At 68.4% G+C, this 23,298-nt stretch carries 19 protein-coding genes; all 19 read left to right on the plus strand.

The window, feature by feature from the left end; all coding sequences use genetic code 11:
* The first annotated feature begins 539 nt into the window (after nt 1-539).
* The 19 genes from ACTWQE_RS27425 to ACTWQE_RS27515 all read left to right on the plus strand — a co-directional run bounded on the left by ACTWQE_RS27425 (nt 540) and on the right by ACTWQE_RS27515 (nt 23,175).
* Nucleotides 540-1,826, plus strand: a complete 1,287-nt coding sequence (locus ACTWQE_RS27425; protein WP_443331740.1) for a ParA family protein — start codon at nt 540-542, stop codon at nt 1,824-1,826.
* Entirely contained in the window at nt 1,823-2,851 is a 1,029-nt protein-coding gene (locus tag ACTWQE_RS27430) for a ParB/RepB/Spo0J family partition protein (RefSeq protein WP_443331741.1), read from the plus strand. The genes ACTWQE_RS27425 and ACTWQE_RS27430 overlap by 4 nt, the downstream gene beginning before the upstream one ends.
* Before the next feature lie 259 nt (nt 2,852-3,110).
* Nucleotides 3,111-4,619: a DUF2637 domain-containing protein gene (locus tag ACTWQE_RS27435; RefSeq protein ID WP_443331756.1), complete on the plus strand. Its 1,509-nt coding sequence runs from the start codon at nt 3,111-3,113 to the stop codon at nt 4,617-4,619.
* A 482-nt stretch (nt 4,620-5,101) separates the two neighbouring features.
* On the plus strand, nt 5,102-6,013 hold the full coding sequence (locus ACTWQE_RS27440) for a hypothetical protein (protein WP_443331742.1): 912 nt from the start codon (nt 5,102-5,104) through the stop codon (nt 6,011-6,013).
* A gap of 53 nt (nt 6,014-6,066) precedes the next feature.
* Nucleotides 6,067-6,333: a hypothetical protein gene (locus ACTWQE_RS27445; protein WP_443331743.1), complete on the plus strand. Its 267-nt coding sequence runs from the start codon at nt 6,067-6,069 to the stop codon at nt 6,331-6,333.
* Nucleotides 6,330-7,475, plus strand: a complete 1,146-nt coding sequence (locus tag ACTWQE_RS27450) for a conjugal transfer protein (RefSeq protein ID WP_443331744.1) — start codon at nt 6,330-6,332, stop codon at nt 7,473-7,475. The genes ACTWQE_RS27445 and ACTWQE_RS27450 overlap by 4 nt, the downstream gene beginning before the upstream one ends.
* Nucleotides 7,468-7,755, plus strand: a complete 288-nt coding sequence (locus tag ACTWQE_RS27455; protein ID WP_443331745.1) for a hypothetical protein — start codon at nt 7,468-7,470, stop codon at nt 7,753-7,755. The genes ACTWQE_RS27450 and ACTWQE_RS27455 overlap by 8 nt, the downstream gene beginning before the upstream one ends.
* The gene (locus ACTWQE_RS27460) at nt 7,752-8,384 is read left to right on the plus strand and encodes a hypothetical protein (RefSeq protein ID WP_443331746.1); all 633 of its coding nucleotides are present in this window, start codon (nt 7,752-7,754) and stop codon (nt 8,382-8,384) included. The genes ACTWQE_RS27455 and ACTWQE_RS27460 overlap by 4 nt, the downstream gene beginning before the upstream one ends.
* A gap of 14 nt (nt 8,385-8,398) precedes the next feature.
* Nucleotides 8,399-10,942, plus strand: coding sequence for an ATP-binding protein (locus ACTWQE_RS27465; protein WP_443331747.1), 2,544 nt, complete (start codon nt 8,399-8,401; stop codon nt 10,940-10,942).
* Nucleotides 10,825-13,167, plus strand: a complete 2,343-nt coding sequence (locus ACTWQE_RS27470; protein WP_443331748.1) for a hypothetical protein — start codon at nt 10,825-10,827, stop codon at nt 13,165-13,167. Before ACTWQE_RS27465 ends, ACTWQE_RS27470 begins: the two co-directional genes overlap by 118 nt.
* 59 nt (nt 13,168-13,226) lie before the next feature.
* Nucleotides 13,227-14,309, plus strand: a complete 1,083-nt coding sequence (locus ACTWQE_RS27475; protein WP_443331757.1) for a C40 family peptidase — start codon at nt 13,227-13,229, stop codon at nt 14,307-14,309.
* Between the two features lie 190 nt (nt 14,310-14,499).
* Nucleotides 14,500-14,868 (plus strand): VOC family protein, encoded by a 369-nt coding sequence (locus ACTWQE_RS27480; RefSeq protein WP_411059734.1) that lies wholly within the window; start codon nt 14,500-14,502, stop codon nt 14,866-14,868.
* A gap of 181 nt (nt 14,869-15,049) precedes the next feature.
* The gene (locus ACTWQE_RS27485) at nt 15,050-15,559 is read left to right on the plus strand and encodes a hypothetical protein (protein WP_443331749.1); all 510 of its coding nucleotides are present in this window, start codon (nt 15,050-15,052) and stop codon (nt 15,557-15,559) included.
* Between the two features lie 568 nt (nt 15,560-16,127).
* Nucleotides 16,128-16,586 (plus strand): hypothetical protein, encoded by a 459-nt coding sequence (locus ACTWQE_RS27490; protein WP_443331750.1) that lies wholly within the window; start codon nt 16,128-16,130, stop codon nt 16,584-16,586.
* Entirely contained in the window at nt 16,583-18,748 is a 2,166-nt protein-coding gene (locus tag ACTWQE_RS27495; protein WP_443331751.1) for an ATP/GTP-binding protein, read from the plus strand. The genes ACTWQE_RS27490 and ACTWQE_RS27495 overlap by 4 nt, the downstream gene beginning before the upstream one ends.
* Nucleotides 18,749-18,764: 16 nt before the next feature.
* Nucleotides 18,765-19,709, plus strand: coding sequence for a replication-relaxation family protein (locus ACTWQE_RS27500; protein WP_443331752.1), 945 nt, complete (start codon nt 18,765-18,767; stop codon nt 19,707-19,709).
* A gap of 1,317 nt (nt 19,710-21,026) precedes the next feature.
* Nucleotides 21,027-21,716, plus strand: coding sequence for a hypothetical protein (locus ACTWQE_RS27505; RefSeq protein ID WP_443331753.1), 690 nt, complete (start codon nt 21,027-21,029; stop codon nt 21,714-21,716).
* 48 nt (nt 21,717-21,764) lie between these two features.
* Nucleotides 21,765-22,178: a hypothetical protein gene (locus tag ACTWQE_RS27510; protein WP_443331754.1), complete on the plus strand. Its 414-nt coding sequence runs from the start codon at nt 21,765-21,767 to the stop codon at nt 22,176-22,178.
* Nucleotides 22,179-22,416: 238 nt separating this feature from the next.
* On the plus strand, nt 22,417-23,175 hold the full coding sequence (locus tag ACTWQE_RS27515; protein WP_443331755.1) for a methyltransferase domain-containing protein: 759 nt from the start codon (nt 22,417-22,419) through the stop codon (nt 23,173-23,175).
* Nucleotides 23,176-23,298: the final 123 nt, after the last annotated feature.

Below are 23,298 nucleotides of genomic sequence, written 5' to 3' on the forward strand. Positions count from 1 at the left end.
CTCACCTGGAGAGTGCTTCTTTCCGTGCAGCCAACAGGACCCTAGACAAGTCCCATCGTTGCAGGTCAGGAGCACTCTCCGCTTATTTGATCAAGGCATGGACGAGCACGCTCATGAAAGCGCGAGGGTAGTGGTCACCCCGCTTGCCCATCGTGTCGTACCCAGGCCAACCGGCTGAAACGATGGTTCTTCCTGACAGGGCGTCCGATCGGCTTGGACACCTGAACCGCAACACCAAACTGACTACGGACACAGCGGGACCGTCCGGCTCCATCTACCGTGCGGTCAGCCTGGATCCGCCCGCGGTCAGTCGCCGCGCCGCCCTCCCCAGATTTTCGTCCTGGTGAAGTCTGCCCAGGCCCGTGAACAGCCACAAGATTCGCAAGTCGCCGAAAACCGGCCCCCAGAACAGGGGTTCACGCGGCCGATCTCGCCACGGCCGGTATGAAGGGATGGCGGGAGCTGCCGCAGGCTCTCAGGGGGGCGTACAGCGGCGCGTCAACTTCCCCTAACCACGTCGAGGTAAGTAAGCTCTCCCCATGTTGCCCTCAGACGATCAAGGGGACAGGCAGAAGGTTACCTTCAAGCTGCCAGCGTCCCTGAAAGCCGATCTCAAGATCCGCGCGGCAGAACTCCGCGTGGACATCCAAGACGCTGTGGCCGACGCAATGAGCGAGTGGAAGGCCGCCCCGCACGGGTTGGTTCCGCAGGTCGACACAGCGGGAGCACCGCCGTTCGCGACCTGGCTGAAGGAAGCGAGCCTTGCGCAGTTCAAGGCGGAGTGCAGCGACAGAGGTATCCCCTACGTGCAGGGGCTCGCGCAGGCCGTGACCCTCTGGCTGACCGCACACCCCTCTCCCCGTCATCAGCCGCTCGAGCGCACAACCCGCCGCCTCATCGTCTGCAACCAGAAAGGAGGTGTAGGGAAGACAGCGGTCACGGCCGGCCTTGGAGGCGCCTTCGCCGAGGAGGCCGAACTCGCCCGCCTTGCCGGCGGAGCCTTTCCTGGTGACGCCGAACTTGCCCGCCTTGCTGCGCTCCTAGTGGAGCGAGAGTCTGAGTCCGGAGCGCCGGCGCCCGTTGAGGCAGATGATGCGTATGAGGCCCCGCAGCTGCGGGTGCTGCTCGTGGACTATGACCCGCAGGGCCACCTGAGCAAGCAGCTTGGCGTCAAGCAGCTCCCCGCGAACGGCCCCAGCCTTGCGAAGTACATGTCTCGGCAGATCACCGGTGACATCCATGACCTCATCGTTCCCGTGGAAGACGAGCGCTTCGGCGGCCGCCTGGATCTCCTGCCTTCCTGCCAGGACGCCTTCCTGCTGGACGTCATGATCTCGACTGCCCGAAATAGGCAAGCAACCCTCGAGCACGCCCTCGAACCCCTTGAGGCTCACTACGACGTGATCATCATCGACTGCCCTCCGAGCCTGGGCATGGCGATGGATGCCGCGATCCATTACGGCCGGGAGCGGGACGGCGAGCGGGAAGGACAGTCCGGGATCGTCATCGTGGTGCAGGCGGAGGACTCGTCAGCCGACGCCTACACCATGCTCGTCGAGCAGATCGACGACGGCATGATCGACTGGCGAATCAAGACCACCTACCTCGGACTCGTGGTCAACCTCTACGACGCCCGCGACGGACACGTCGTCACCAGCTCCCTCAGCGAGTGGTACGCACTCGGAGAACCCCGCGTCATAGGAGTCATCCCCCGACGTAAGGAGCAGCGGGAAGCCGCGCGTGCACGCCGGCCGCTGCTCGCCTATGACCCGTCATGCGCCCAGTCACGCGTTATGCGGCAGATCGTCAAGGAGATCTTCTCTTGAGTCCCGAACGTCGAAAGACTGCGGCCGAGCGCACCGGGCCCAGCGCTGCATTCGGCTCCGCCCGAGCACCCCGCAGCACTCGCGGACAGATCATCGACTCCGTAGTGGGCGCTCCCCCGGCTTCCGTTTCGCCCGACCTCGTCGCCGAGAACCCGGAGAACCCCAGGCGGGAGTTCGACGAGGAGTATCTGGACAGCCTGGCTCGGAATATGCGGGAAGTCGGGCAGATCCAGACGGCTACCGTCATGACTCGCCTGGCCTTCCTTGTTGCGCACCCTGAGCACCAAGAGGCTGTTCCCACTGACCACGAGTACGTCGTCGTCGACGGCCACTGCCGACTCAGGGCAGCGCGCAAAGCTGGCATCGACCTGCGCATCACGGTCGACGACTCGTCGGCAGGCACCCGGGAAGACCTCCTCGCTGCGGCCCTCAGCGCGAATCACTTCCGAAAGGACCTGACGCCGATCGAAGAAGCCGAGGCCATCGAAGCCCTGGTGGCCTTCCACGGCAGTGCTGCCGCAGTCGTAACGGTGCTCGGCGGGGCGGTCAACGACTCTTGGATCTCCACCCGGCGCGCGCTCCTCAAACTGCCAGAGCCGATCCAGGAGCGCGTCGCAGCCAAGGAGGTGCCTATCGCGATCGCGCGTAAGGCGGGCACTCTCCCCCGTGAGGAGCAGACGGCTTTCGTCGAAGCCAAGATGGCAGAGCGCGCAGCTGAGCAGGCGCGCAAGCCGAAGCCAGTGAGGGGCCGCGCCGCCGCTGCGAACAAGAAGCAACAACTGCAGCACTCCCCCACTTCAGCAGCTCCAACCCCAACATTGCCCCCGCCAGAGACGTCGCCGAGCACAGCAGCGCCAACGGCGCACCAGAGCGTCCCGGAACCCCGCGTCGAGCTGCTGGCACCTGATCAGCCGGGCGCTCCGGTCGATTGGACGGACCCCGAAGCCGTCACGGCTGCCATCTTGCAGCGTTGCCCAGCCGAAGCAGTTCAGAAGATTGCCCAGGGTCTGCTCGAGGCCCTGTGAGGCTCTCGCGGTTTTACCGCGTAAAAGTCTGGCCGCAGGGCGGTCAGAGGCAGGTGGCACAGCCCTGGCTTTTACGCGGTAAAACTCGCCCCCAGCCGAGGCACAACGCCATGGCCCCTGAGCACCGGCCCGTCAAGGTGCCCCTGCTGCCACGCCCCTTGCCCGATCCACCCCACCCAGTGATCACTATCGCTGACGATGCGCGACGTACTTCGTCGAACGAGTAGCACGGGTGACCCATCGTGAGAGTGTGAACAAGATGACGCAGATGCTGGAGGGGCGGGGCATGACCAAGGGCAACTCACCAGTCCTGCTCACCCGAACGCACCGGATCCTCATCGGAGTCGTCGTCGCTGGCGCGGTCATCATCGCCGCAATCGGGTTTGCAGGCTCCTACGCAGCCGTCCGCGAGCTCGCGGAGAAGAAGGGCTTCGGCGACTTTTCGCTCGTCTTCCCCATTGGCATCGACGCCGGCATCTGCGTGCTCCTCGCCCTGGATCTGCTGCTGACGTGGTTGCGGATCCCGTTCCCGCTTCTGCGGCAGACGGCCTGGCTTTTGACCGCGGCCACGATCGCGTTCAACGGCGCCGCCTCCTGGCCAGACCCTCTCGGCGTCGGCATGCATGCCGTCATCCCGGTCCTGTTCGTCGTCGCGGTGGAGGCCGCCCGCCACGCAATCGGGCGGATCGCCGACATCACCGCCGACAAGCACATGGAAGGCGTGCGCCTCACCCGCTGGCTACTCTCCCCGCTGCCGACCTTCCTGCTCTGGCGGCGCATGAAGCTCTGGGAGATCCGCTCCTACGAACAGGCGATGAAGCTGGAGCAGCACCGCCTCGTCTACGAGGCGCAGCTGCAGGCGCAGTACGGGCGCCGCTGGCACCGCAAGGCACCCGTGGAGGCGCTCATGCCGCTGCGGCTCGCCCGGTACGGTGTGCCGCTCGCCCAGACCGCCCCGCATGTCCTGGAAGAGGCCGGACTGGACCTGAGCACCGCCGTGACCGTGGAGCGCGCCGACGACCAGGCCGCAGCCGAACCGGCGGCCGGCGCACACCAGCGGGCGCTGGACGCCAGCCAGAGTGAACCTGCCGGGCACGAGGACCGTCACAGCGAGACCCAACTGCTGAATACCGAGCCGGCCACCCTGCCGCAGGACGCTACCCAGGCCGGCCAGGCCGCTGCGGAGCCGGTGGCCGATGACCGCTCGGCCGCGGCCCACGAGGCCGGCCTCCGCCCCAGCCCGGCCGAGCTCGTTGAACGCCAGGCCGTCGCCGAACCGCACCCGTTCTTCGAGCCGTCCACACCGCAGACCTTCGCCGCGCCGCCGGTCCCGGTCGACGCCGAGCCGTACGTCCGTGAGCCGGTGCCAGCGCCGACGGCCGCGGTGGTTGACGAGCACAGGGCTGGCGGGGGAGTGCCGGAGCAGACGTCCCTGAATCTTCCCTCCGCTCGGCTGGCGGAGCCTGCTTCCGGCGAACCGACCGTCTGGGAGTCCACCGTCACGGACCCCGGAGCGGCGACCGCGAGGCTGCCCGAGCAGCAGGCCGACGAGCCGGACCTGGACCCCATACAGCAACAGATTGTGACCGTCGCCGAGTGGCTCGTTGAGGCGGAGGAAGCTGGAGAGAAGCTCTCCGGCGCTGAAGCCGCCCGCCGCCTCGGCCTGTCGCCGAAGACAGGACAACGGCGCGTGAACGCCGCAGTCGAGTACCTGGAGGAGCATCGCCGGCAGCAAGGCCGCGCACACCTCCGGTCCGTGCGGAGCTGACCGACCTCCTTCCGGCAGTGGCCGATGACCGACCCTGGTCATCGGCCACCGTCATGTCCGGGCCCGCCGGCCGTGACCGGTCCGTAGGGTGGCCGACGGTCGTGACCGATGGCCGATGGCCACGCGTGGCCGATCCGGCTGGCTCGTGACCGATGGCCGGTCCCGCCCTCGTCGGTCATCGGTCATGACCGATCCGCCGCCCATCGGCCACGCCTGCCCCGTGACCGATCTACCCCTCCCGCCTCCCTGACTTCGCCCCGCCGACAACAGGCTTGCCCACCCCTCATAGAGGTTTGCCGGGAGTTGCATCGACCGGTCACAGCAGGCTTGCCCGCCCCGCGGCGGGCTTGCCCAATCGGTCACCAAAGGCTTGCCCGGTACAGGGGCAAGCCCACCACCTGCTCTTTTAGGGCGCTGGGCAAGCCTTCGGGCAAGCCGGTCTGAGGAGAGTTCACGGCACGAGATCCGAAAGGAGACGTGCCGTGCTCTACGTACAGCACCCCGCCCACACCGCCGGCGGGATCTTTCACCGCCTGGATGCGGAGTGGGCAGCGCTGTGCGCTGACGCCGACGTCCAGGCCGCCGTGGCCGACTGGCTGGTGACCGATCGGCTGGCCGACGACGTCGCGGCCGTGGCCGATGGCGTGACCGATTCCTGGGTGCGCACCCTCGGCCCCGCGCAGCTGCTCGCCGCGCTCAGGCCCGGCAGTGGTGGCCTGACCGACGGGCTGACCGATGCTGTCCTGCGTGCCCTGCTGCTTCGTGCGGCCGGCCATGACCGATCGGCCACCCTCGCCGCCCGCATCGTCGTCCAGGCGATGATCCCGGCCGCCGTCCGGATGACCCGCGGCCAGGTCCGCCCCTTCGGCGGCCGCTCCTTCGACGACATCGGCCACATGACCGTCGTGGCTCTCTTCGAAGTGGCGCGCTCGGGCCTGATCCACACCCGGCCCGGCCGACCCGCCGCGAACCTCGCATTGGACACTCTGCGTTATGTCTGCGCCGAGCTCGCCGCCGACCGCGAAGAGCGCGGCGAGGATCTGGCCGCCGCTGAGGACCTGGCCGACAGCGAGCCCGGCCCGGCCGAGAGGGCCGTGGCGTGGGCGGTCCGCACTGCCGCGGCCGCCGTCGGCCTGACGACTGCCGGACCGGTCGGCGAGGCGGAAGCCACCAGTGCCCGCCTGGAGCTGCTCGAGCTGGTCCTGGACGCGATGGAAACCGGCACCCTCTCGCCCGCCGACGGCCGCGCCATCACCTGGCACTACACCACCGACCCCGTATCGGACGCCGCGGCCGCCGCCCGCGGCGGTACGACGGCCGGCGCGTGGCAGCGCCGCCGCTCGCGCGCCGTGGCCCGCCTCACGGCCTCGCTCCAGCTGAGGCCCGCGGCATGACCCCGACTTCTCCCCCGGCCACCGTCCGCTCGCTGCCACGACAGGAGATCCGTATGCCCCAGACCGTCAAGGCTCCCCTGGATGCCCACGAAGAGCGCGTCACCCGCGCCCAGCGTCTGCTGATCCAGCTGGGCGCCGCCCTGGTCTCGCAGCCCTTCGACACCCGAACCCATGACCGGCTGCGGGCCTTTCTCGCGGACGACGTCAATGACGTCCTCGCCTCGCTCGAGGCTCTGCAGCAGCGCCCGGAGGCCGAACTGCGCCGGCGGATCGCCGAACTCGTCGGCCACACCCTGCTGCCTGTGGGGGGTGCGGCATGAAGTCCGCGTGGACCCGCCGCCCGGCCAAGAGCGCTCCCGCGCAGCCGGCGGACACCGAGCCGCAAGACTGGGACATCGACGAGGGACCGCAGCATGTGGGCGGCTGGTCGACCGGTGCCCAGGCGAACACCTCCGCCGCGTTCCGCTGGGCAGCCTGGGGGCTGCTCGTCCTCGGCCCGCTACTGGGAGCTGCCGCCTACCTGTCGGTGCCGGCACAGGCAGGACCTGTGCAGAAGAGGGCGGCCCCCACCGCCCCGGCCGCCACCGGCGCCCAGGGCGCAGCTGGCTTCGCTCAGCTCTTTGTCGCCGCCTTCATCTCAGCCGGGGAAGGCGACCAGGACAAGCTCGCCGCCTACTACCCAGCAGCGACCAGCCTCCGCCTCGATGGTGATCCGGACCGGCGGCGCGGCGAGCAGCTCACCGTCGTGCGGCTGCGGCAGACACACCGCGGCGTCTGGTCGGTGACGGTGGCCGCCCGCATCACCGACACCGGGCCTTCCGCCCAGCCGTCCGGCGACGACCGCCCCGACAACAAGGACAACGCCACGGCAACGGCCGCCCAGGCCGTGCGGTACTTCCAGGTCCCCGTCGCCACCGCGCCCGCGGCCGGCGGGGCGAGCGGCTACACGGCTCTGGCCATGCCGGCCGAAGTCTCCGCCCCTGAGCGGATCAAGGCCCCTGCGCTCGTCTACGGGCCGATGCGGCCGGCGCTTCCCGCAGACCCGCGCACGCAGGCCGTCACCGAGTTTCTGAACGCCTACCTCACCGGCGCCGGCGAGCTCGACCGCTACCTCGCCCCTGGAACGAAGCTCGCTCCGGTCGCTCCGGCCCCCTACACGGGCATCGCCATCGACACCCTCGCCATCGAGGGCGAGAAGGGCACCGAGCCGGTGACCACCGTGCCCGACAACGGCACCACGCTCCGGCTGCTGGTCGCACTGCGCGCCACCGGCCACGACGAGGTCCGCGTCCCGCTCACCTACGCACTGACTCTCAAAGCCCGGGCCGGGCGGTGGGAGATCGCCAGCCTCGACGGCGCCCCCGCCCCTGGGCCCGTTACGTCCGGCACGCCTGGCCCCGGGACAACTGCCTCCACCGCGCCCACAGCCACACCCCTGAACAAGGAGCCGTCTCATGCATGAAACCGTCACGCTCGCCGCCGGCTGGATCCAGACCGGTACCGGCCTCGGCAACGACATCAAGGACCTGATCTTCAACGTTGCCATCCCCGTCCTGTGCGGGGCGTTCGTCGTCATCGTCGGGGTCAAGACCAAGGCGCCCGGTCCGACGATCATGGCCGTCATCTTCGCGGCGATCGTCTGGGGTGGCTCCGCGAACATGGACACCCTCAAAGACAAGACCACCGAGGACATCACCCAGTACGACGGCGGAGGCGGCGCCCCGATGGGTGGCGACCAGTGACCACGCACCTGGTCGAAGCGGCCGAAGCCGACAACGACCTGATCGGGCGTTGCTACACCAAGGCCCGGCGTGCCCCGCTGGTCCACGGCGTGATCCGGGACGTCAACGGCGGCCGCGGAATCCGCCTGCCGGGCGGCCCGTACACGCTCACCCAGCTCGCCGCGATCGTGGTTACCTTCGTGGCACTGATCCTGACCCGGGCCGTGTGGGGCGGGCACGGGCTGATGGACGTGGCGGTGTTGCTTGGCTGCCCGTTCGCCGCCGCCTTCCTGCTGCGGCACCTGCACATCGACGGCCGCAACCCGGCCGCCGCTCTGGTCAGTGTCGCTGTGATGATGACCGGCCCGCGGTGGGGACGGCTCCACGGCCGTCCCTTCCGCCCGGCCCGCCCCGCCCGCGGCGACACCCTCATCCGCGTTGCCAGCGACGGCGAACCGACCGCCCCCGACACAGCCCCGGCTGCGATACGGCCGGCCCTCGCCGCCCCTGCTGCCCGCACCGCGCGGCCGGCCCGGCCAGCGCCCCGTCGGGCACCGGCCACACCCGCCCCTCCCGCAGCTGCCGACGCCCCCGTGGCGTCCGGCGTGCAGGCCCTGCTCGCCCGCCGCGCTGCATCCGCCACCAACTGACCTGGAGGAGTGAGATGCGCCTGCCGATCCGGCACGTCGCCAACAACCTGGTGTTCACCACCCACGGCACCACCTGGGCCATCTGGCGCGTGGCCGCCGCCAACTACAGCCACGCCCCGGCGACCGCGAAGAAGCGCCGCCTTCAGGCGCTGGAATCGCTGTTCAAGTCCCTCACGGGCGAGCCAATGCTGATGTCGCTGTGCCCGCAGGTCGACCCGATCGCCGTGGTCCGCGCCATGGTGGCCGACGTCGACCTGAAGAAGTCGCCGCGCTACGAGCGGCTCGGCCACGCGGTGCTGGACCAGCTCGAGAACATGGAGCTGACCGGCCGCACCGACTGGCTGGCGATCCCGCTCCCGCCGCTGTCCCGCAAGGACGCCGCCCTGTCGGCCTTCGCCGCGGCCAAAGCCGAAGTCGCCCTGCAGCTCGGGCTGATGCCCGTCCCCATCACCGCCGGCGAGATCGCCGCGCGCACCGAGCAGGCCAAACGGATGCACGCCCAGTGGCCTACGGGCGTGACGATGCGGCCGGCCACCGAGGCCGAAATCCTGTGGATCTACGGCCACAGCGCGCGCCGGGGACTTGCGGAGCCGTTCCTGCCCGACGGCACCGAGCCGGCCGTGCGCGGCCGCGGCCGCACCGTCGCAGCTCTGGGAGATGTACTCCTCGCCGAGGGCGGCGCCGACTTCAACGAGCGACGGGGCGCCCCGGGCAACCCCTTCGAGCGGCGCTTCCTGCAGGTGTCCAGCGAGTGGGGCGACTCCTACCAGGCCTTGCTCGCCCTCTCGGAGATGCCGGAGGCCTTCGCCCTGCCCGGGGCGGCGTACCTGCAGCAGCTGGACGATCTGGCCTACCCGGTCGACTGGACCGCCCGCCTGGTCATCACCCAGGGAGCCAAGGCCGAGGCCAAGACACGCAAGCGCGCCCGCCACTTGAAGGCCCAGGCCGCGGAATACATGGGCGACCCGGCCGGCCCGCCCGCCGCACTCGCGAAGAACGAGGCCGACAACGACGAATACCGCGACCGGCTCACCGCGTCGGCGCGCGAGGTCGAGATCCGCGCCATGGTCACCCTCGCCGTCTGGGGCACCAACCCGGACGACGCCCAGGACCGAGCCGCTGCCCTCGCGGGTGACTTCGGCGCCACCGACTACACCTTCGCCCGCCCCGTGGGGGAGCAGACCAGCCTGTGGCACGCCATGCTCCCCGGATGCCGCACCCCGCGGGTGATGACCGGGTACGCCCAGTACCTGCTGGCCCGCGATTTCGCGATGGCCATGCCCTGGTGCGGCTCCCAGCTCGGAGATGAGCGCGGCGCACTGTTCGGCCTGCAGCTCGCCTCCGGCGGCGCCCGACCGGTCATGGTCGACCCCGCCCGCGGCCCCCGCGAAAACGCCTCAGCGAGCATGGCGTTCATCGGCGAGCTCGGCGCCGGCAAGTCCGTGGGGCTGAAGTCAGCGGTCTACAACGTGCTCGCCCGCGGCCACCAGCCCGGCAAGCCGGGCTCCCGCGGCCGCGCCGTGATCGTCGACCGCACCAAGGAAGAGGAGTGGGCGCGCTTCGCCAAGGCCTGTCCCGGCACCACCCAGGTCATCCGCATCGACCAGACGGCCGAGGTCTCCCTCGACCCGCTGCGCCTGTACGTCAAGGACAGCCCCAAGGTCGCGGCCCGCTTCTGCGAGTCCTTCCTGACGCTGCTGCTCGGCGTGAAGCCCATGGACCTGGAAGGAGTCGCGCTGTCCGAGGCGGTCCAGGCCGTCCTGGAACAGCCGGCCCCCTCCATGCGCGCCCTGGTCGACGAACTCACCACCCGCGGCGGTGAGGACACCGCCGCACGCAACCTGGCCCGCAAGCTCAAGGCCGTGGCGCGCAAGGACCTCGCTGCGGTGGTATTCGACGAGACGCTGCCGGTCGTCGACACCCGCCGCGCTGACTCCGTCGTCTTCCTCGTCAACTCCCTGGCCCTGCCGAAGAAGAGCGAACTGGCCAGTGAGCACCGCATCGAGCGCCTGGAGTTCGAGAAGGTACTCGGCCGCTCTTTGATGTACCTGATCGCCGCCGTGGCGCGCGAGACGGTCATGAAGGAGAAGGCCGAGTTCGGCGTCGCCGTCTTCGACGAGTGCTGGTGGCTCACCTCCAGTGATGAGGGCCTGGAGCTGCTGCTCGAGCTCATGCGGGACGGCCGTAAGCACAACTCGGCCGCGTATGTCGGATCGCACGACCCCTACGACATCGGGCCTGCCGACAGCGAGAAGGGCGCCATCATCCGCGGTCTCATCCCGCACCGCCTCCTGTTCCGCCAGACCACACGGTCTCTGGCCGCTCGGGGCCTGGAGTTCCTCGGCGTTGATGCCACCGACGCCGACCTGCTGGATCTGGTCACCGCCGGCCTGTCACCGATCGACCTGCCGGAAGAAGAGAAGGTGGCCCGCGCGGGGGAGTGCCTCTACCGCGATCTCGGCGGCCGCATCGGCCTGATGAAGGTGCTGATCCCCTTCGACCCGGCCGTGATGCGCGTCATCCACACCACTCCCAGCGACTACCGGGCCGCCGCATGACCACGCTGTTTCTGAATTGGCGGATGCGGCTGCGCATGCTGGGCGTCGCACGGCTGCGCCTGGCGCTGTTCATCGCCGCGCTCACCGCTACGACGTTCACGCTGCTCACTTCGCTGCCCGCGTACGCGGAACCCACCCCGGGCCCATCGCCCAGTGTCCCGGCGGCGGGCGGCCAGCGCACCCCGACGCCGGAAGAGATCGAGAAGATCGAGGAGATTCTGCACGAGCAAGCGGAGCAAGTTTCCAAAGCCGCGCAGGAGGAGTTGCTCGAGCAGCACAAGGAACGGCTGCGCAAGCTCCTTCCTGACGAGGGTGGCGTGCTGGGGGTCTTCAACGTCACCGACAAGAGTGGGCTGCCGATCAGCGCCTACACCGTGAAGTCCGATACCGGCGGCCTGCTCGACTGGGACCTGGGCATCCAGAACCTGCTCACCGAGCTGAACTTCATGATCACGAAATGGTTGATCGCGTTCGCCTGCTGGCTGATCGGCTGGTCGCTGTCCTTCGGCCTCGCCAAGCTCTTGCTGACGCCGGTGCTGTCGGTGGCCACCTCCCTGCACACCCGCGTGGTCCTGGAGATGGGGCTCCCCTCGCTCTTCCTCTCGGTGTGCGCGGTCATCTGCGTCGCCCGGATCTTCTTCGGTGACAAGGCCAAGGGCTGGGGCGACGCGGCACTCTCGCTCGTGCTTGCCGCGCTGACCACCACGCTGCTCGCCTCGCCCCCGCAGACGCTGATGGGGGAGGAGGACGGAGCGATCGCGATGGCCCGAGGTCTCTCCCTGGAGGTCGCCGACGTCATCCTGGACGCCAACCCTGCAGGCACTCAGGCCGACAACGGCGTGACCACCGAAGCCTCGTCCAGCAGTCTGGAGCGGCCGTTGACCGACGCGCTGACCGACGCCTTCGTGGTGAAGCCGGCCATGCTGCTGCAGTACGGCCGCGTCTTTGAGGGAAAGTGCGCGGCCGAGTATTCCGAAGCCAAGATCTCCCAGCTTGCTTTCGACCGCGCAGTCTCGGCCCGAACAGAGACGCTCAAGAAGGCCTTCACCGGCATGGCCGACTACATCGACCCCACCGGCAGCGTTTCGACCTTGCACAACACACATGTCGAGATGGCCACTCAGTGGGTGGTTGAACACTTCGGCCCTGACCCCATGGGGGGCTTCGAGAAGAAGTGTGTCCCCGGCGACGTGACAGCAGCGAAGCAGGCGTCCCTGGACAAGCTCGGCGGCGGCCTCTTCCTCCTTGTCGCGGCCGTCATCGTCACCGTCCTCATCGCTGGCCTGGCCGGAGGATTCCTCATAGCGCAATGCCGCATTGCATGGGACGCGATTCGCGGTGAACCGGCCCTCGTAGTCGGCACCATCCCCGGCGCAGGCCGCGCGTTCCTGTGGGACTGGGCAGCCTCCGTGCTGCGCTCACTCGGGCAGATGCTCACCAGTGTGATCGCGCTCGCGGCCTTCATCGTCGTGATCCAGGCTGTCCTTGACCCAGTGCAACAGGACTGGGGCCGTGAACTCACCCTGCGATTCCTGTGCGTCGACATCGTGTGCATCGCAGCCGTAAAGAAGCGCAAGCAACTCGCCGCACGGTCCAAACAGGCCGCAGCCAACTTCCGCGCGAAGATGTCGAGCAGCCGTATCGGCGGCACGAATGGCAGCGCCTTCACCCCACCGGCCTCTGAAGCGGTCGCCAAACGTCCCCGCATCGCCCGCGCTGCCGCTCGCGGCCTGGTGCGAACCGGGATGGTCGGGGTCTCACTCGCTCAGGGCAACCCCCTCGCCGCGATCGGCTACGCAATGCCAAGAACTGTCGGCGCCACCGCCTTGATGTCCCGCATCCACTACGGGCGCCGCCGGGGCCGCCGACGGTCTCCGGCCCGCCCGGCCGGCCGTCCAGCACCGCGCCCCGGCAGCCCGGGCAGCGCGCAGCCGCAGGCCCACCGCACCACCTCACCTCGGCCGACGATGCCGCCGCGTCCCACCCGCGCGCCACGACCTGGTCCGCCACCGCGCCCGACCCATCGCCCCGGGACCCAGCCCGCGCGAAGGACCAACACCCAAGGCGGTAGCGGGCCGCGCACCGTCGCCAACCAGCGCGCCGGTCAACGGCACAGGCCACGTCATCCGGCCCCGCCCCCACCTGCGGTCTCTCCGCGCCAGCAGCAGCTGCGGCAACGCCTGGACCGCGGCACCCGACGCACCCCGCCACGGGGCGGCTCGTGACCAAGTGCAAGAAATGGCTGGCCGGCGGATCCGGGCTGATGGTGCTTGCGGTCATCCTGATGTCGGCGATCGCCGCGCATGTCCTGGCCATCGCCGAGCAGGACGCCGAGGCTGCCGCACGGGCCCGTGCTCTTTGCACAACCGGGGGGACTTCAGAGCCGGATGTGGACACCGCGCAGGTGTCCCGGCAGGTGGAAGCCATCCTCGCCGGCAGCACCACGGAGATTAAAGTGCCTGGCCTGCCCTCACCCGCGGAACAGGTCCCCAACGCGAAAGTGGTTGTGGCGACCGGCGTCCAGATGAAGATCTCGGCCCGGGGACAGGTCATCGCGCTGGCCACCGCGCTCCAGGAATCGGGATTACGCAACATCGCCCACGGCGACCGCGACTCCCTCGGACTGTTCCAGCAGCGGCCATCCCAGGGCTGGGGCACCCGCCAGCAGATCCTCGATCCCGTGTACGCCAGCACAAAGTTCTACAAGGCGCTGAAGTCCGTGGACGGGTGGGAACAGATGCCAGTCACCGTCGCAGCCCAGAAAGTGCAGAAGTCGGGACGCCCCAATGCCTATGCCAAGCATGAATCGCTGGCAACCGCCCTTCAGCAGGCCATCGCACCAACTCTCGGGGCTGCGGCCGCCGGCCCGGCACCCGCCGGCGGCCTGCCAGCCGGTGGCTGCGTCACCCAGGCCGGCAGCGACTACGGCACCATTTCCCCAGGACAGCTCCCGGACGGCTACGTGATCCCAGCCGGCGCCCCGCCGGCCGCACGCGCCGCGATCCGCTGGGCTCTCGGCCAGCTCGGCACCCCCTACCAGTGGGGCGGCACCTGCACCGACCCCCACGGCAGCAAACCGCGCGACCGGTGCGACTGCTCCTCCCTGATGCAGCGCGCGTACGGCGTGGCCGGCATCGAGATCTCGCGCACCACGTACACCCAGGTCAACGATGGACGCACGGTGCCGACCAACGCACTTCAACCAGGCGACCTGCTCTTCACCAGGGGCAGCGCTGCTCGGCCCGAGCACGTGTCCATGTTCATCGGAGACGGCCTGGTCGTGCACGCGCCACGTCCTGGACGCGTCGTTGAAGTCACCGAGGTCGCGCATCTCGGCCCCTTGCTGGCGGCTCGACGAGTCACATGACGGCACCTGAGTGAAGCTCCGCCATCTGAAGTGGCTGGTCAGCGGGGTGGCGTGCCCTCGTTTCGGGGTGCTCGTGCTGGTCGTGGGCGGCAGCCTGTGTTGTAGATCGTCCGGCGGGGTGGTTTTGCCGATGAGTTCACTGTCCTCGAACGGTCTACCCAGCGACACGACCGTTCTCGACAGGAGTGCCATGTCCACCATCCAGCCAGTGATCGTGACTGCCGACCAGGACGTTCTGCTCGGCTTCTATACGAAATTGTTCGGCGCTGAGGAGATCTTCCGGGTACCGGCGGAAGGCCCGGCCTTCTACCTCGGCTTGCGCATCGGCGACACCGACCTCGGGCTGGTGGCCAAGGCGAACCCGGGGACTGGGGCGGCACCGCGGATCCTGCTCAGCATCGGTGTCGACGACGTCGACGAGACGCTCGGCCGGGTGGAGGCGCTGGGCGGCTCGGTCCGCAGCGGCCCCAACGACATGCCGTGGGGACAGCGCGTCGCCCACATCCAGGACCCCGACGGCAACCCGGTGAACCTCACTCAGCCGATCCCGGCCCGGTGACGCTGTTCCGCGGTGCTTGTGCTGATCGTGGGCTACCTGCGGTAGAGATCAATTGTCGGTAGTGGCCTCGATGTTCGTCAGGACGAGCAGCACCAGCGATCTGGGCGCTTGACAGCCGGTCAGCCGTCAGCGGTGATTGGACTGCAAACGGCTTCGAGGGGGTGCTGTGGAGCTCGGCTCTGTGATCATCGCGGTGGCAGGTGTGGCTGGAACACTGGGGGGATCGTTCCTTACCCAACGTGCCTCTGAACGGGCAAAACGTCGGGAGATAGAGCTGGTTCGGGACCACGAGGAGGTCCGCGAGAACCTACTTCTCCGACGCACTTGCTACGTGGAGCTCAATCGGGATGCACGTCAGTTCACCACGGCGCTCAACCAGCATCTGCATGTCATGCGAGAACGCAGTGTTGAGGAGAACGACAGGAAGGCACTCGATGACGCAAAAAGAGCCCATCGCGACAGTCACTCCGAAGCGCAGATGATCGCCCCTGACGACGTGCTCGTACGTGCGAGTGAGGTTAACAAAGCCCTGAACAAGGTCTACGGCCAGGTCAAACGCCTTGAGCGAGAAGAGCCCGAACCTGGGGAGACGATGGCCACGGCCGTCCGGGTCCAGGCGGAGATCTGGGACCTGCTCCGGGCCTTGAGGACCGAGATGCGCCATGACCTCGGGGTGGCCCCCAAAGAGTGACGATGCGTCGATGGATCTCCCACCCAGCTGGCCGACCCTCGAAGCAGACGTTAAATCACACGCTCATAGATGGCACGAACGGCTACCCACGAACGCCATGGCGGCAGAGGGCGCACAACGGCGCCCGGGGAAGAAGGACCGGTCCGCGATGCCGGAACACGTCAACGCCGTGATGGCGTACGTGCCAGCGGCAGTCGGCTTTGTAGACGATGACCTCGATCTCCCTCTGCCCTGACCCGGACTTCGACGAGCGGATCCAGGCGCTGGCCACTAATCCAGCGGGATCGCGGCCAACCTGCCGACGTTCCGCCGCGCCGCTACCGGAGCGGAAGCCGGCGCAGCGGCCGCCGACTCGGACCACGACTCCGGTCGGCGCGGGCAGCTGGGGCGGCCGTCGGTCCAGCATGTGACAAGAGCCTTACGTAAAAGGAAAGCAATGTCTCGCGGTCGGTGTCTGAATCGGTCTTCCGGCCTGACTTGGTCCAGGTGAAGGGAGTTTTCCCCGCATAGACCAGGAGGCCACCGTGCAGGACACCGCACCGCTCCGTACGAATGCTCAGCGCCCAGCATGAACATTGCCGACCTGCCGGGCGGCCAGGTGCTCGTCGGTGCCGGCGACTGGGTCACCGCCCCGTACTCGGCCGCCGCCTCATCCGTCCTCCTCACCATCTGGGTTTGGGTGGCTTGGCGGCGCGCCCGTCTCGTACGGGCCGCCCTTGCCGACCGTGTCCTCGTCGAAGTTGTCCCTACCAGCACATTCGACCCGAGTGAAGGTGAAGTTGGCCGGTGGGCGCGCCAGCTCGGCCGGGTCCACCACGCCGCTGGCAGCGTCCCGGCCCGCGGCTCGGCCGCCCGGCTGCGCTACAGCGCCGAGGACGGCAAGATGCGCTGCTTCCTCGGGGGCCCGGCCACCGCGGCCGCCGTCCTTGCTATGCCAGGCTTCGCCGAGGTCGAAGTCCGTGCCCAGCGCGCCCAGAAGGACATCCAGCCGGTCCGCTTCCCCACGCAGCGCGAGGGGGCGAAGTGACCGCCACCGTCGATTTCACCAAGCCCGCCATCGGCCCGCGGCCGGCCCGCTACGTGCAGCGCGTCGAGCTGACCCTGGCCCTGCCCGACCAGAAGCCGCTCGCCTCCCTCGGCCTCACTCCCGACCCGCTCCAGCAGCTGGCAGCCGCCATGGCCTCGGTACGCACCGAGGCCGGAGAGCGGGCCGACGTCGTCCTCGACCTGGTCCCCATCCGCGAACGTCTGCTCGCCCGCCGCCGACGTCGGCTGCTCGCACGGTCCAAGCGCCGCGGCCCCTCCGCGTATGGCGAGCGCCTGACCGGCGGCCTGGCCGGGGGAGGGGCGTGGGGCTCGGTCACCGCAGCCTGGTCCGGCGGCAAGACGGCCAACGGCCGCGGGGAGCGGCTGCCCCGTATGACCGACCTGCGCGACGGGGTCGGCAAGTTCGACCCGGCGGCCGGCGCGGTGTTCGCCGTGCAGCTGCTGCTGCGGACCGAGGCCAGCCACCCGCAGGCCGCCCTGGCCCGCATGAACCAGCTGCTCGCCGCCTTCGCCGCCACCTCCGGCGAGAATTACCTCAAGCCTCGCCGGCCACGCACCCGCTGGCGGATTGCCTCCTTTGACAAGCGGTTCTCCACCGGAGAGTTCGCCCCCCGCAAGCGGCAGTGGATGACCGTGCCCGAGCTCGCAGGCTTCCTCAAGCCGCCCACGGTCAAGTGCCATGCCTCCAGCGTGGTGCGCTCCGGCGGCCTGGTCCCGCCGGCGCCCTCGGACCTGCCCGTCTACACCGGCCAGCGGGACCTGGTGCCGCTCGGCGCCGTCATCTACTCCGACGGACGCGAGCGAATCGGCGCGGCCCGGGTGAAAGACCTGCTCTTCGGCCTGCAGCTGGGCAAGTCCGGCCACGGCAAGACCGAGGCCGCGCTGGTGCAGTGCATCGCGATGGCGCACTCCGGGTACGGCACCTGGTTCCTGGACCCGCACGGCGAAGGCTGGGCCCGGGCGAAGCCGTACCTGGCCCACCCCCAGATCGCCGCACGTGTGTGGGAGATCAACCTGGCCAAGTCGGCCCCGGACCAGCTGGTCGTCTCCTGGAATCCGCTGTCCATGGAAGACCGGACCCTCAGCGACGTCCAGGACGTCGTCCGCTCAGTGACCGAGGGCATCGCTGCCGCCCAGGACTGGGGCGACAACGCACCGCGCGCCCGTACGATCCTCGCCCGCGCGGCCCAGGCCCTGGCTCTGCTCAACCTGCAGGCCGTCAAGGCCGGCGAGCCGGACGCCCAGTGCACCCTCTTCCAGCTGCGGACCTGGCTGACCGATGAGGACTGGCGCGAGGCTCTGCTGCCCAAACTGCCGCAGCGGGTGCGGGACTACTGGGAGAAGACCTTTCCCCGGTTGGCCTCGGATGCGGTGCCGACCGTCACGTACGTCGTGGACCGGCTCGACACCTCGCAGTCGCTGCAGGCCTTCTTCGGCAGCCCGCGTTCCGCGTACGACATCAGGAAGGCGATGGACACCGCCCGCGTCGTATTCGTCTGCCCGTCTGGCAGCGAAAGCGACGCGCTGGTCAGCTGCCTGCTCATTCACGATCTGCACCGCGCCGGCCTGTCCCGGCAGGACACCCCGCGCGAGCAGCGCGCCACCTTCTGGGCCTGGGGCGATGAGCTCACCGCCCTGGACGCCTCCAGCAAAGGCTTCCTCGCTGCCATCGCCGAGCAGCTGCGCAAGTACGAGGTCAGGTTCATCGGCATGACGCAGATGGCACTGCGACTGAGCGCGATCACCCGGCAGTCCCTGCTGCAGAACCAGTCCCTGCTGTCCACCTGCGCTGCCGACTTCGACGAGGCCGCCTTCGTTGCCAGGAGATGGAACGGCCACGTCACCGCCGAGACCATCACCGAGCTCCCGAAATACCACTACGTGATGTCGATCAACCTGAACGGGAAGCCGACCAAGCCGTTCCGGGTCCGCGGCCTGCCGGTAGAGGAACTCTTCGCCCACTACGACAACCCGGACGGCGTGCCCGAGCTGGACAAGGCGATCGACACCAACCTCCGGCGTCGCAGCGTCAGCGAGATCCTCGCCGAGCTCGAGGACCTGAACGCGGTCGTCCTCGCCCACCACACCGGCCGCCGGCCTGGCCCGAACGGCTCCGGCGATCCCACCACCCTCATCGACTGAAACGGAGAGCACCGCGATGCCGTACCCGCACACCGGTCCTACCGGGCTCGGACGAATCGCCCAGCAGGCAACCCAGGTCCTTTACCAGCACCGACTGGTCTCCACACGGCAGCTGCACCAGCTCATCACCCCCCACCACACCCGCACCGAGTACCTGCGCCGCCAGCTCCACACACTGCGCGAGACAGGCCTGGCCGACACTGTCGGCCGACGCATCTCCGGTCAGACCGAACTGCTGTGGTGGCTCACCGAGAAGGGCGCCCACGCCGTCGAATCGGTCGGCCTGCTACCGCAGCGCCCGTACCGCATGAGCCCGGAAGCGGCCCTCGGCCCGCTGCAGGAACACACCCTCGCCACCGTGGAGACGGGCCTGGCGTTCGTCGACTGGGCCCGGCGTCTCGGCCACGAATGCGGCCCGCTCGATTGGTCACCCGAGACCGCGCACTACTACCGCGACGATTCCCGACCCGGCGAGGAACTCAGCCTCGTCCCGGACGCCGTCCTCAACTACGTCCACACCGATAACAAGGCCAAGCAGCGCACCCTGCTCACATTCTTCATCGAGGTCGACCGGACCCAGATGACCGTCGCTCGCCTCGCGCAGAAGCTGCACGCCTACGCCGTCTACCATGAGTTCACCCCGCAACCGGCGGCCGCCCGTGGCTCCAAGTCCGTACGGCGAACCGCCACGACGCCAGCCTGGCGTTACCGGTACCCGGCCTTTCCACGCCTGCTCATGGTTCTCACCGGCGCCTCCGAGCCTCGCCTGGCCCGGCGCATCGCGGATCTGCGCAGTCTCGCCGCAAGTGACCCTGTGCTCACCAACACGCCACTCCGGGCCGGGGCCACCACCCTGGAACAGCTCCGCAACCGCGGCCCCTTCGAGCCTGTCTTCACGCCGGTTTTGGGCCCGGCCCACCCCATGGACTCCTGGCTGCGCCCGACCAGTGCCGCAGCCTGAACCAGGAGGTCGTCATGCTCTTCAGTCGCTTCAGGAACTCCGCAGTGACGCCGGTCAAGGCGTCGGCAGAGCAGCCCCGGGCCTGCCAGGAACTCGGCGGCATTACGCAGCCCTTCTCTCCGCTGGTTAGCGAGCTGCTCGCCTTGTACTGCCACACTCGCCCGCTCCGCGTGCTGTCGAAAGCCGAACAATGCCCCGAGGAATACCAGATGCTCGCCCGTCAGGTGATCCAGTGCCTGCTGGAGGGCTGGATCACCCAAAGCCAAGGCGTCGGCACCGTAGACGATCTCCTAGTCCAGCCGCGTGCCTCGCCACCTGGCAGCCTCCCGGGAGGTCGGAGGGCTCCGAGCCCGCACAATGGGGGGAGAGCAGGTGTGCATCCCTAATATCTGACCGACAGGCTCCTTCAGATGCTCTTGCTCGTGGTTAAGCTCGGACCGTGGCCAGGGGCGCTGCCCCTGGACCCCGCCGGGGCCAGCCCCGGAACCCCGCCAGCGCCTAGGCCGCGCTGGACCGGCCGTGCCGAGGGGCTACTCGCCCCTCAGACTCCCTCGCCAGCGCCTTGGATGCGCTGGACCATCCCCCCCACATGCCCTGCGCTGCCTCCTGACGTCGGCCGCGCACCGGTCGGGCGCAGAGCGCCCTTCCTGGGCAAGCGGGCCCGACTCGCTCACACGGCTCACCCTGGTCAGAGACTGGCCCCTACTGCCGTCCCTCGCCGGCATCGTGCGAGTCGGACCTGTGCGGATGCCTTGTGTCCGGCCCGCCTGAAGACAGAACCACGCGCATATACGGACGTTCAGATACATCCGGCAGTGAGACGGGTAATACACGTGCAGGTGTGACGCAACGCCATAGGTGCAGGCAGGTCTTCTATTACAAGAGCTCCTCGGCCCAGCGCAGGTGCTGACCTGCAGTTTCGCCGGACGGATGTTGTCGGCCAGGACACGTTTCGACGCCCAAGATGTTAATGGCGCGATCACATTCGGCCTGATAAAACAAGCAGTGCTTGATTCTTGATACCGCGGTGCGCGTCGCGCATTGCCGCAGGTCAGGAGATTCCGGGGGTGCGCTGACGGCGGCCCTGTAGACCTCGGGGGAGCGACAGGATGTGCCACGATGGCGACAACGTAAATCAACCTCTGCTTGAGTTATGGCGTCGCAGCACGCGAAAAATCAAGCAGTAGTTGATTCTCTGTGCGTGGTGGACTCGCAGCTCCCCGAAGGGCGTTGGTCCGGCGCGCCCCGGCGCAAAAAGACAAGCCCTGCTTGACTTTTCGGATAGTGTCAGGACCGCCTGAGTAAGAGGAGGTCCATGTGACATCAGATCCACCAGCCCGACGACGAACCGGCAGGCCACGCATCGTTCCGTCCCACGCGACTGACGACGCCGCGTTCGACGACATTCTCAACGTCCTCGGAAGGCAGCTCGGCGAGGTCGCCCAGACAGACGACCCCCGCGGGCGCCGTAAGCTCAAAGGGGTCACCTTTGAGTACGAGAGCGACGCACGCGGTGTCCACAACATGGCGGGCAACGCCGGCTACAGCCTCGCCAGCAACTGGTTCACCCAACTGCTAGCCCAGCTGGCCGTCGCCAACTCCATCACGAAGTCACAGCTGTGCGTCTTCCTGTTCGTTGCAGGCGGACAAGTCCCCGGCACCGGAATCGCTCAGTACACCCAGCAGGAGATCACCGACGGCCTGAACCGTCTTGCAGCCCAGAAGAAGAGCGGCAAGAAGATCACCAGATCCACCGTGAACCGCTCCATCAAGGCCCTCTGCGGCTACAAATGGGTGGAACGCGTCGGAAACGGCAAGGTCCGCCTCAACCCCACGCTGTGGTTCCAGGGCAACAGCACAGCCCAGCACGACGTCCTCGCTGAGATCGCAGACGAGCACGAACACGACCCGACAGCCTTCCCGTACGCCATCGGTCCCGAGACCCCACATCAAGAGGAGTTCGACTTTGGCCAGGACGCGTACAGCAGGCAGGAGCGCACCGGGTGATACGCCGGGTACACAGCTGTCCGGGGGCGAGACAAGGAGGGCGTACTGATGGCTGAGGTCATGTCTCCAATTTGCTCGGAGCGCATCTGGGCGCTGCCGATCTCCGGAGCGGCGGTCAAGTTTCTCCAGTACCTGATCCACCGCTCCGACTTCGGCGGCCACCTGCCGGTGCGCCAGAAGGACATGGCGAGGGAGTACAACATCACCCCGCAGGCAGTCAGCAACCTGATGGCGCCTCTGTGCGACCTCAATATCGTCCTCCGGCCACGGAACGATGGCCGGCGAGGCAACAGCTACCGCCTCCACCCCCTGGTTGCGAAATACGCGACCCCTGAGGACATGGAAGCCGCGTTCCGGCACACGCTGAAGAGCATCAAGGCGGGAGAGCTGCCCAACTTGAAGATGCCGTCGTACGTGTCCGTTCCCCCCGCGAGCGGCAAACCCCAGCTAGAGGTGGCCTAGCGTACGAAGAACAGGGGCCCCGCCAGAAACTGGCGGGGCCCCTGTGCCTGAGTAAGATGTTCAACCCTCACTATACCTGGAGCCAGCTGAACCGCGAGCCGGAGTCCTAGCCCGCCGTCGTCGACACGCCGACACAGGTTCAAGGGGCGAAGCCGCGTGAACCTCAGTCCGCCTGGTCGCGGAGGACGCCGGATCCTTAGTGCTGCCCGGCGGATCATGTGACTACTAGGCTGCGACGATGGACCGAGTAACCGATGTGCCCGAGAGTCTCGTCCAGTCTGCAGATCCGGCCCGGGTGAATGACTACGACAGCTTCGCCGAGGCGTACTCGGCGGAGACCGAGAACAACCTCGTGAACGCGTACTACGAGCGGCCCGGGATGGTAGCCCTCGCCGGAGACGTGGCCGACCGTCGGATCCTGGACGCCGGCTGTGGCTCAGGCTCCCTGTCCGCTGCACTGCGCGACCGCGGTGCGCTCGTCACAGGCATCGACGCCAGCGCCGGGATGCTGGCGCTGGCCAGGCGGCGGCTGGGTGACGACGCGGACCTGCACGTGGTCGACCTGAGCGACCGTCTGCCGTTCGCCGACGGTGCGTTCGACGACGTGGTCGCATCGCTGGTGCTGCACTACCTGGAGGACTGGGGGCCGACGCTGGCCGAGATACGGCGAGTGCTCAGGCCCGGCGGCCGGCTGATCGCGTCGGTGGACCACCCTTTCGTGGCCTACACGATCCAGGATCCTCGGCCTGACTACTTTGCGACCACCAGCTATACCTTCGACTGGACGTTCAACGGGCAGTCCGTCCCGATGAGGTTCTGGCGCAGGCCGTTGCACGCGATGACTGATGCCTTCACCACCGCCGGCTTCCGTCTTTCCGTCATCAGCGAGCCGCAGCCCGACCCGGCCGCCCGTGAACTGTTCCCCAACGGCTTCCATGACCTCTCGACCAAAACCAGCTTCCTATTCTTCGTCGTCGAGGCCGTCGGGAGTGCCTGACTTGTTGAATCGACCGCAGGCGCTCGGTCTGCAGCCGTAGCGTCCAGGGTGCCGGTCGGCACGGGCTCGTGTAGTGTCTTGCCGCCCTGCGGGCTGGCTCATGATTAGCGTGCCGCCGCTGTC

This window comes from Streptomyces sp. 8N706 (assembly GCF_052245415.1).
Taxonomy (GTDB): Bacteria; Actinomycetota; Actinomycetes; order Streptomycetales; family Streptomycetaceae; genus Streptomyces.

Coding starts and splice junctions, on each gene's coding strand:
- ACTWQE_RS27490 (WP_443331750.1), top strand. CDS start 16,128: ATGAACATTGCCGACCTGCCGGGCGGCCAGGTGCTCGTCGGTGCCGGC.
- ACTWQE_RS27475 (WP_443331757.1), top strand. CDS start 13,227: ATGTCGGCGATCGCCGCGCATGTCCTGGCCATCGCCGAGCAGGACGCC.
- ACTWQE_RS27455 (WP_443331745.1), top strand. CDS start 7,468: ATGCATGAAACCGTCACGCTCGCCGCCGGCTGGATCCAGACCGGTACC.
- ACTWQE_RS27500 (WP_443331752.1), top strand. CDS start 18,765: ATGCCGTACCCGCACACCGGTCCTACCGGGCTCGGACGAATCGCCCAG.
- ACTWQE_RS27450 (WP_443331744.1), top strand. CDS start 6,330: ATGAAGTCCGCGTGGACCCGCCGCCCGGCCAAGAGCGCTCCCGCGCAG.
- ACTWQE_RS27445 (WP_443331743.1), top strand. CDS start 6,067: ATGCCCCAGACCGTCAAGGCTCCCCTGGATGCCCACGAAGAGCGCGTC.
- ACTWQE_RS27465 (WP_443331747.1), top strand. CDS start 8,399: ATGCGCCTGCCGATCCGGCACGTCGCCAACAACCTGGTGTTCACCACC.
- ACTWQE_RS27510 (WP_443331754.1), top strand. CDS start 21,765: ATGGCTGAGGTCATGTCTCCAATTTGCTCGGAGCGCATCTGGGCGCTG.
- ACTWQE_RS27425 (WP_443331740.1), top strand. CDS start 540: ATGTTGCCCTCAGACGATCAAGGGGACAGGCAGAAGGTTACCTTCAAG.
- ACTWQE_RS27435 (WP_443331756.1), top strand. CDS start 3,111: ATGACGCAGATGCTGGAGGGGCGGGGCATGACCAAGGGCAACTCACCA.
- ACTWQE_RS27515 (WP_443331755.1), top strand. CDS start 22,417: ATGGACCGAGTAACCGATGTGCCCGAGAGTCTCGTCCAGTCTGCAGAT.
- ACTWQE_RS27480 (WP_411059734.1), top strand. CDS start 14,500: ATGTCCACCATCCAGCCAGTGATCGTGACTGCCGACCAGGACGTTCTG.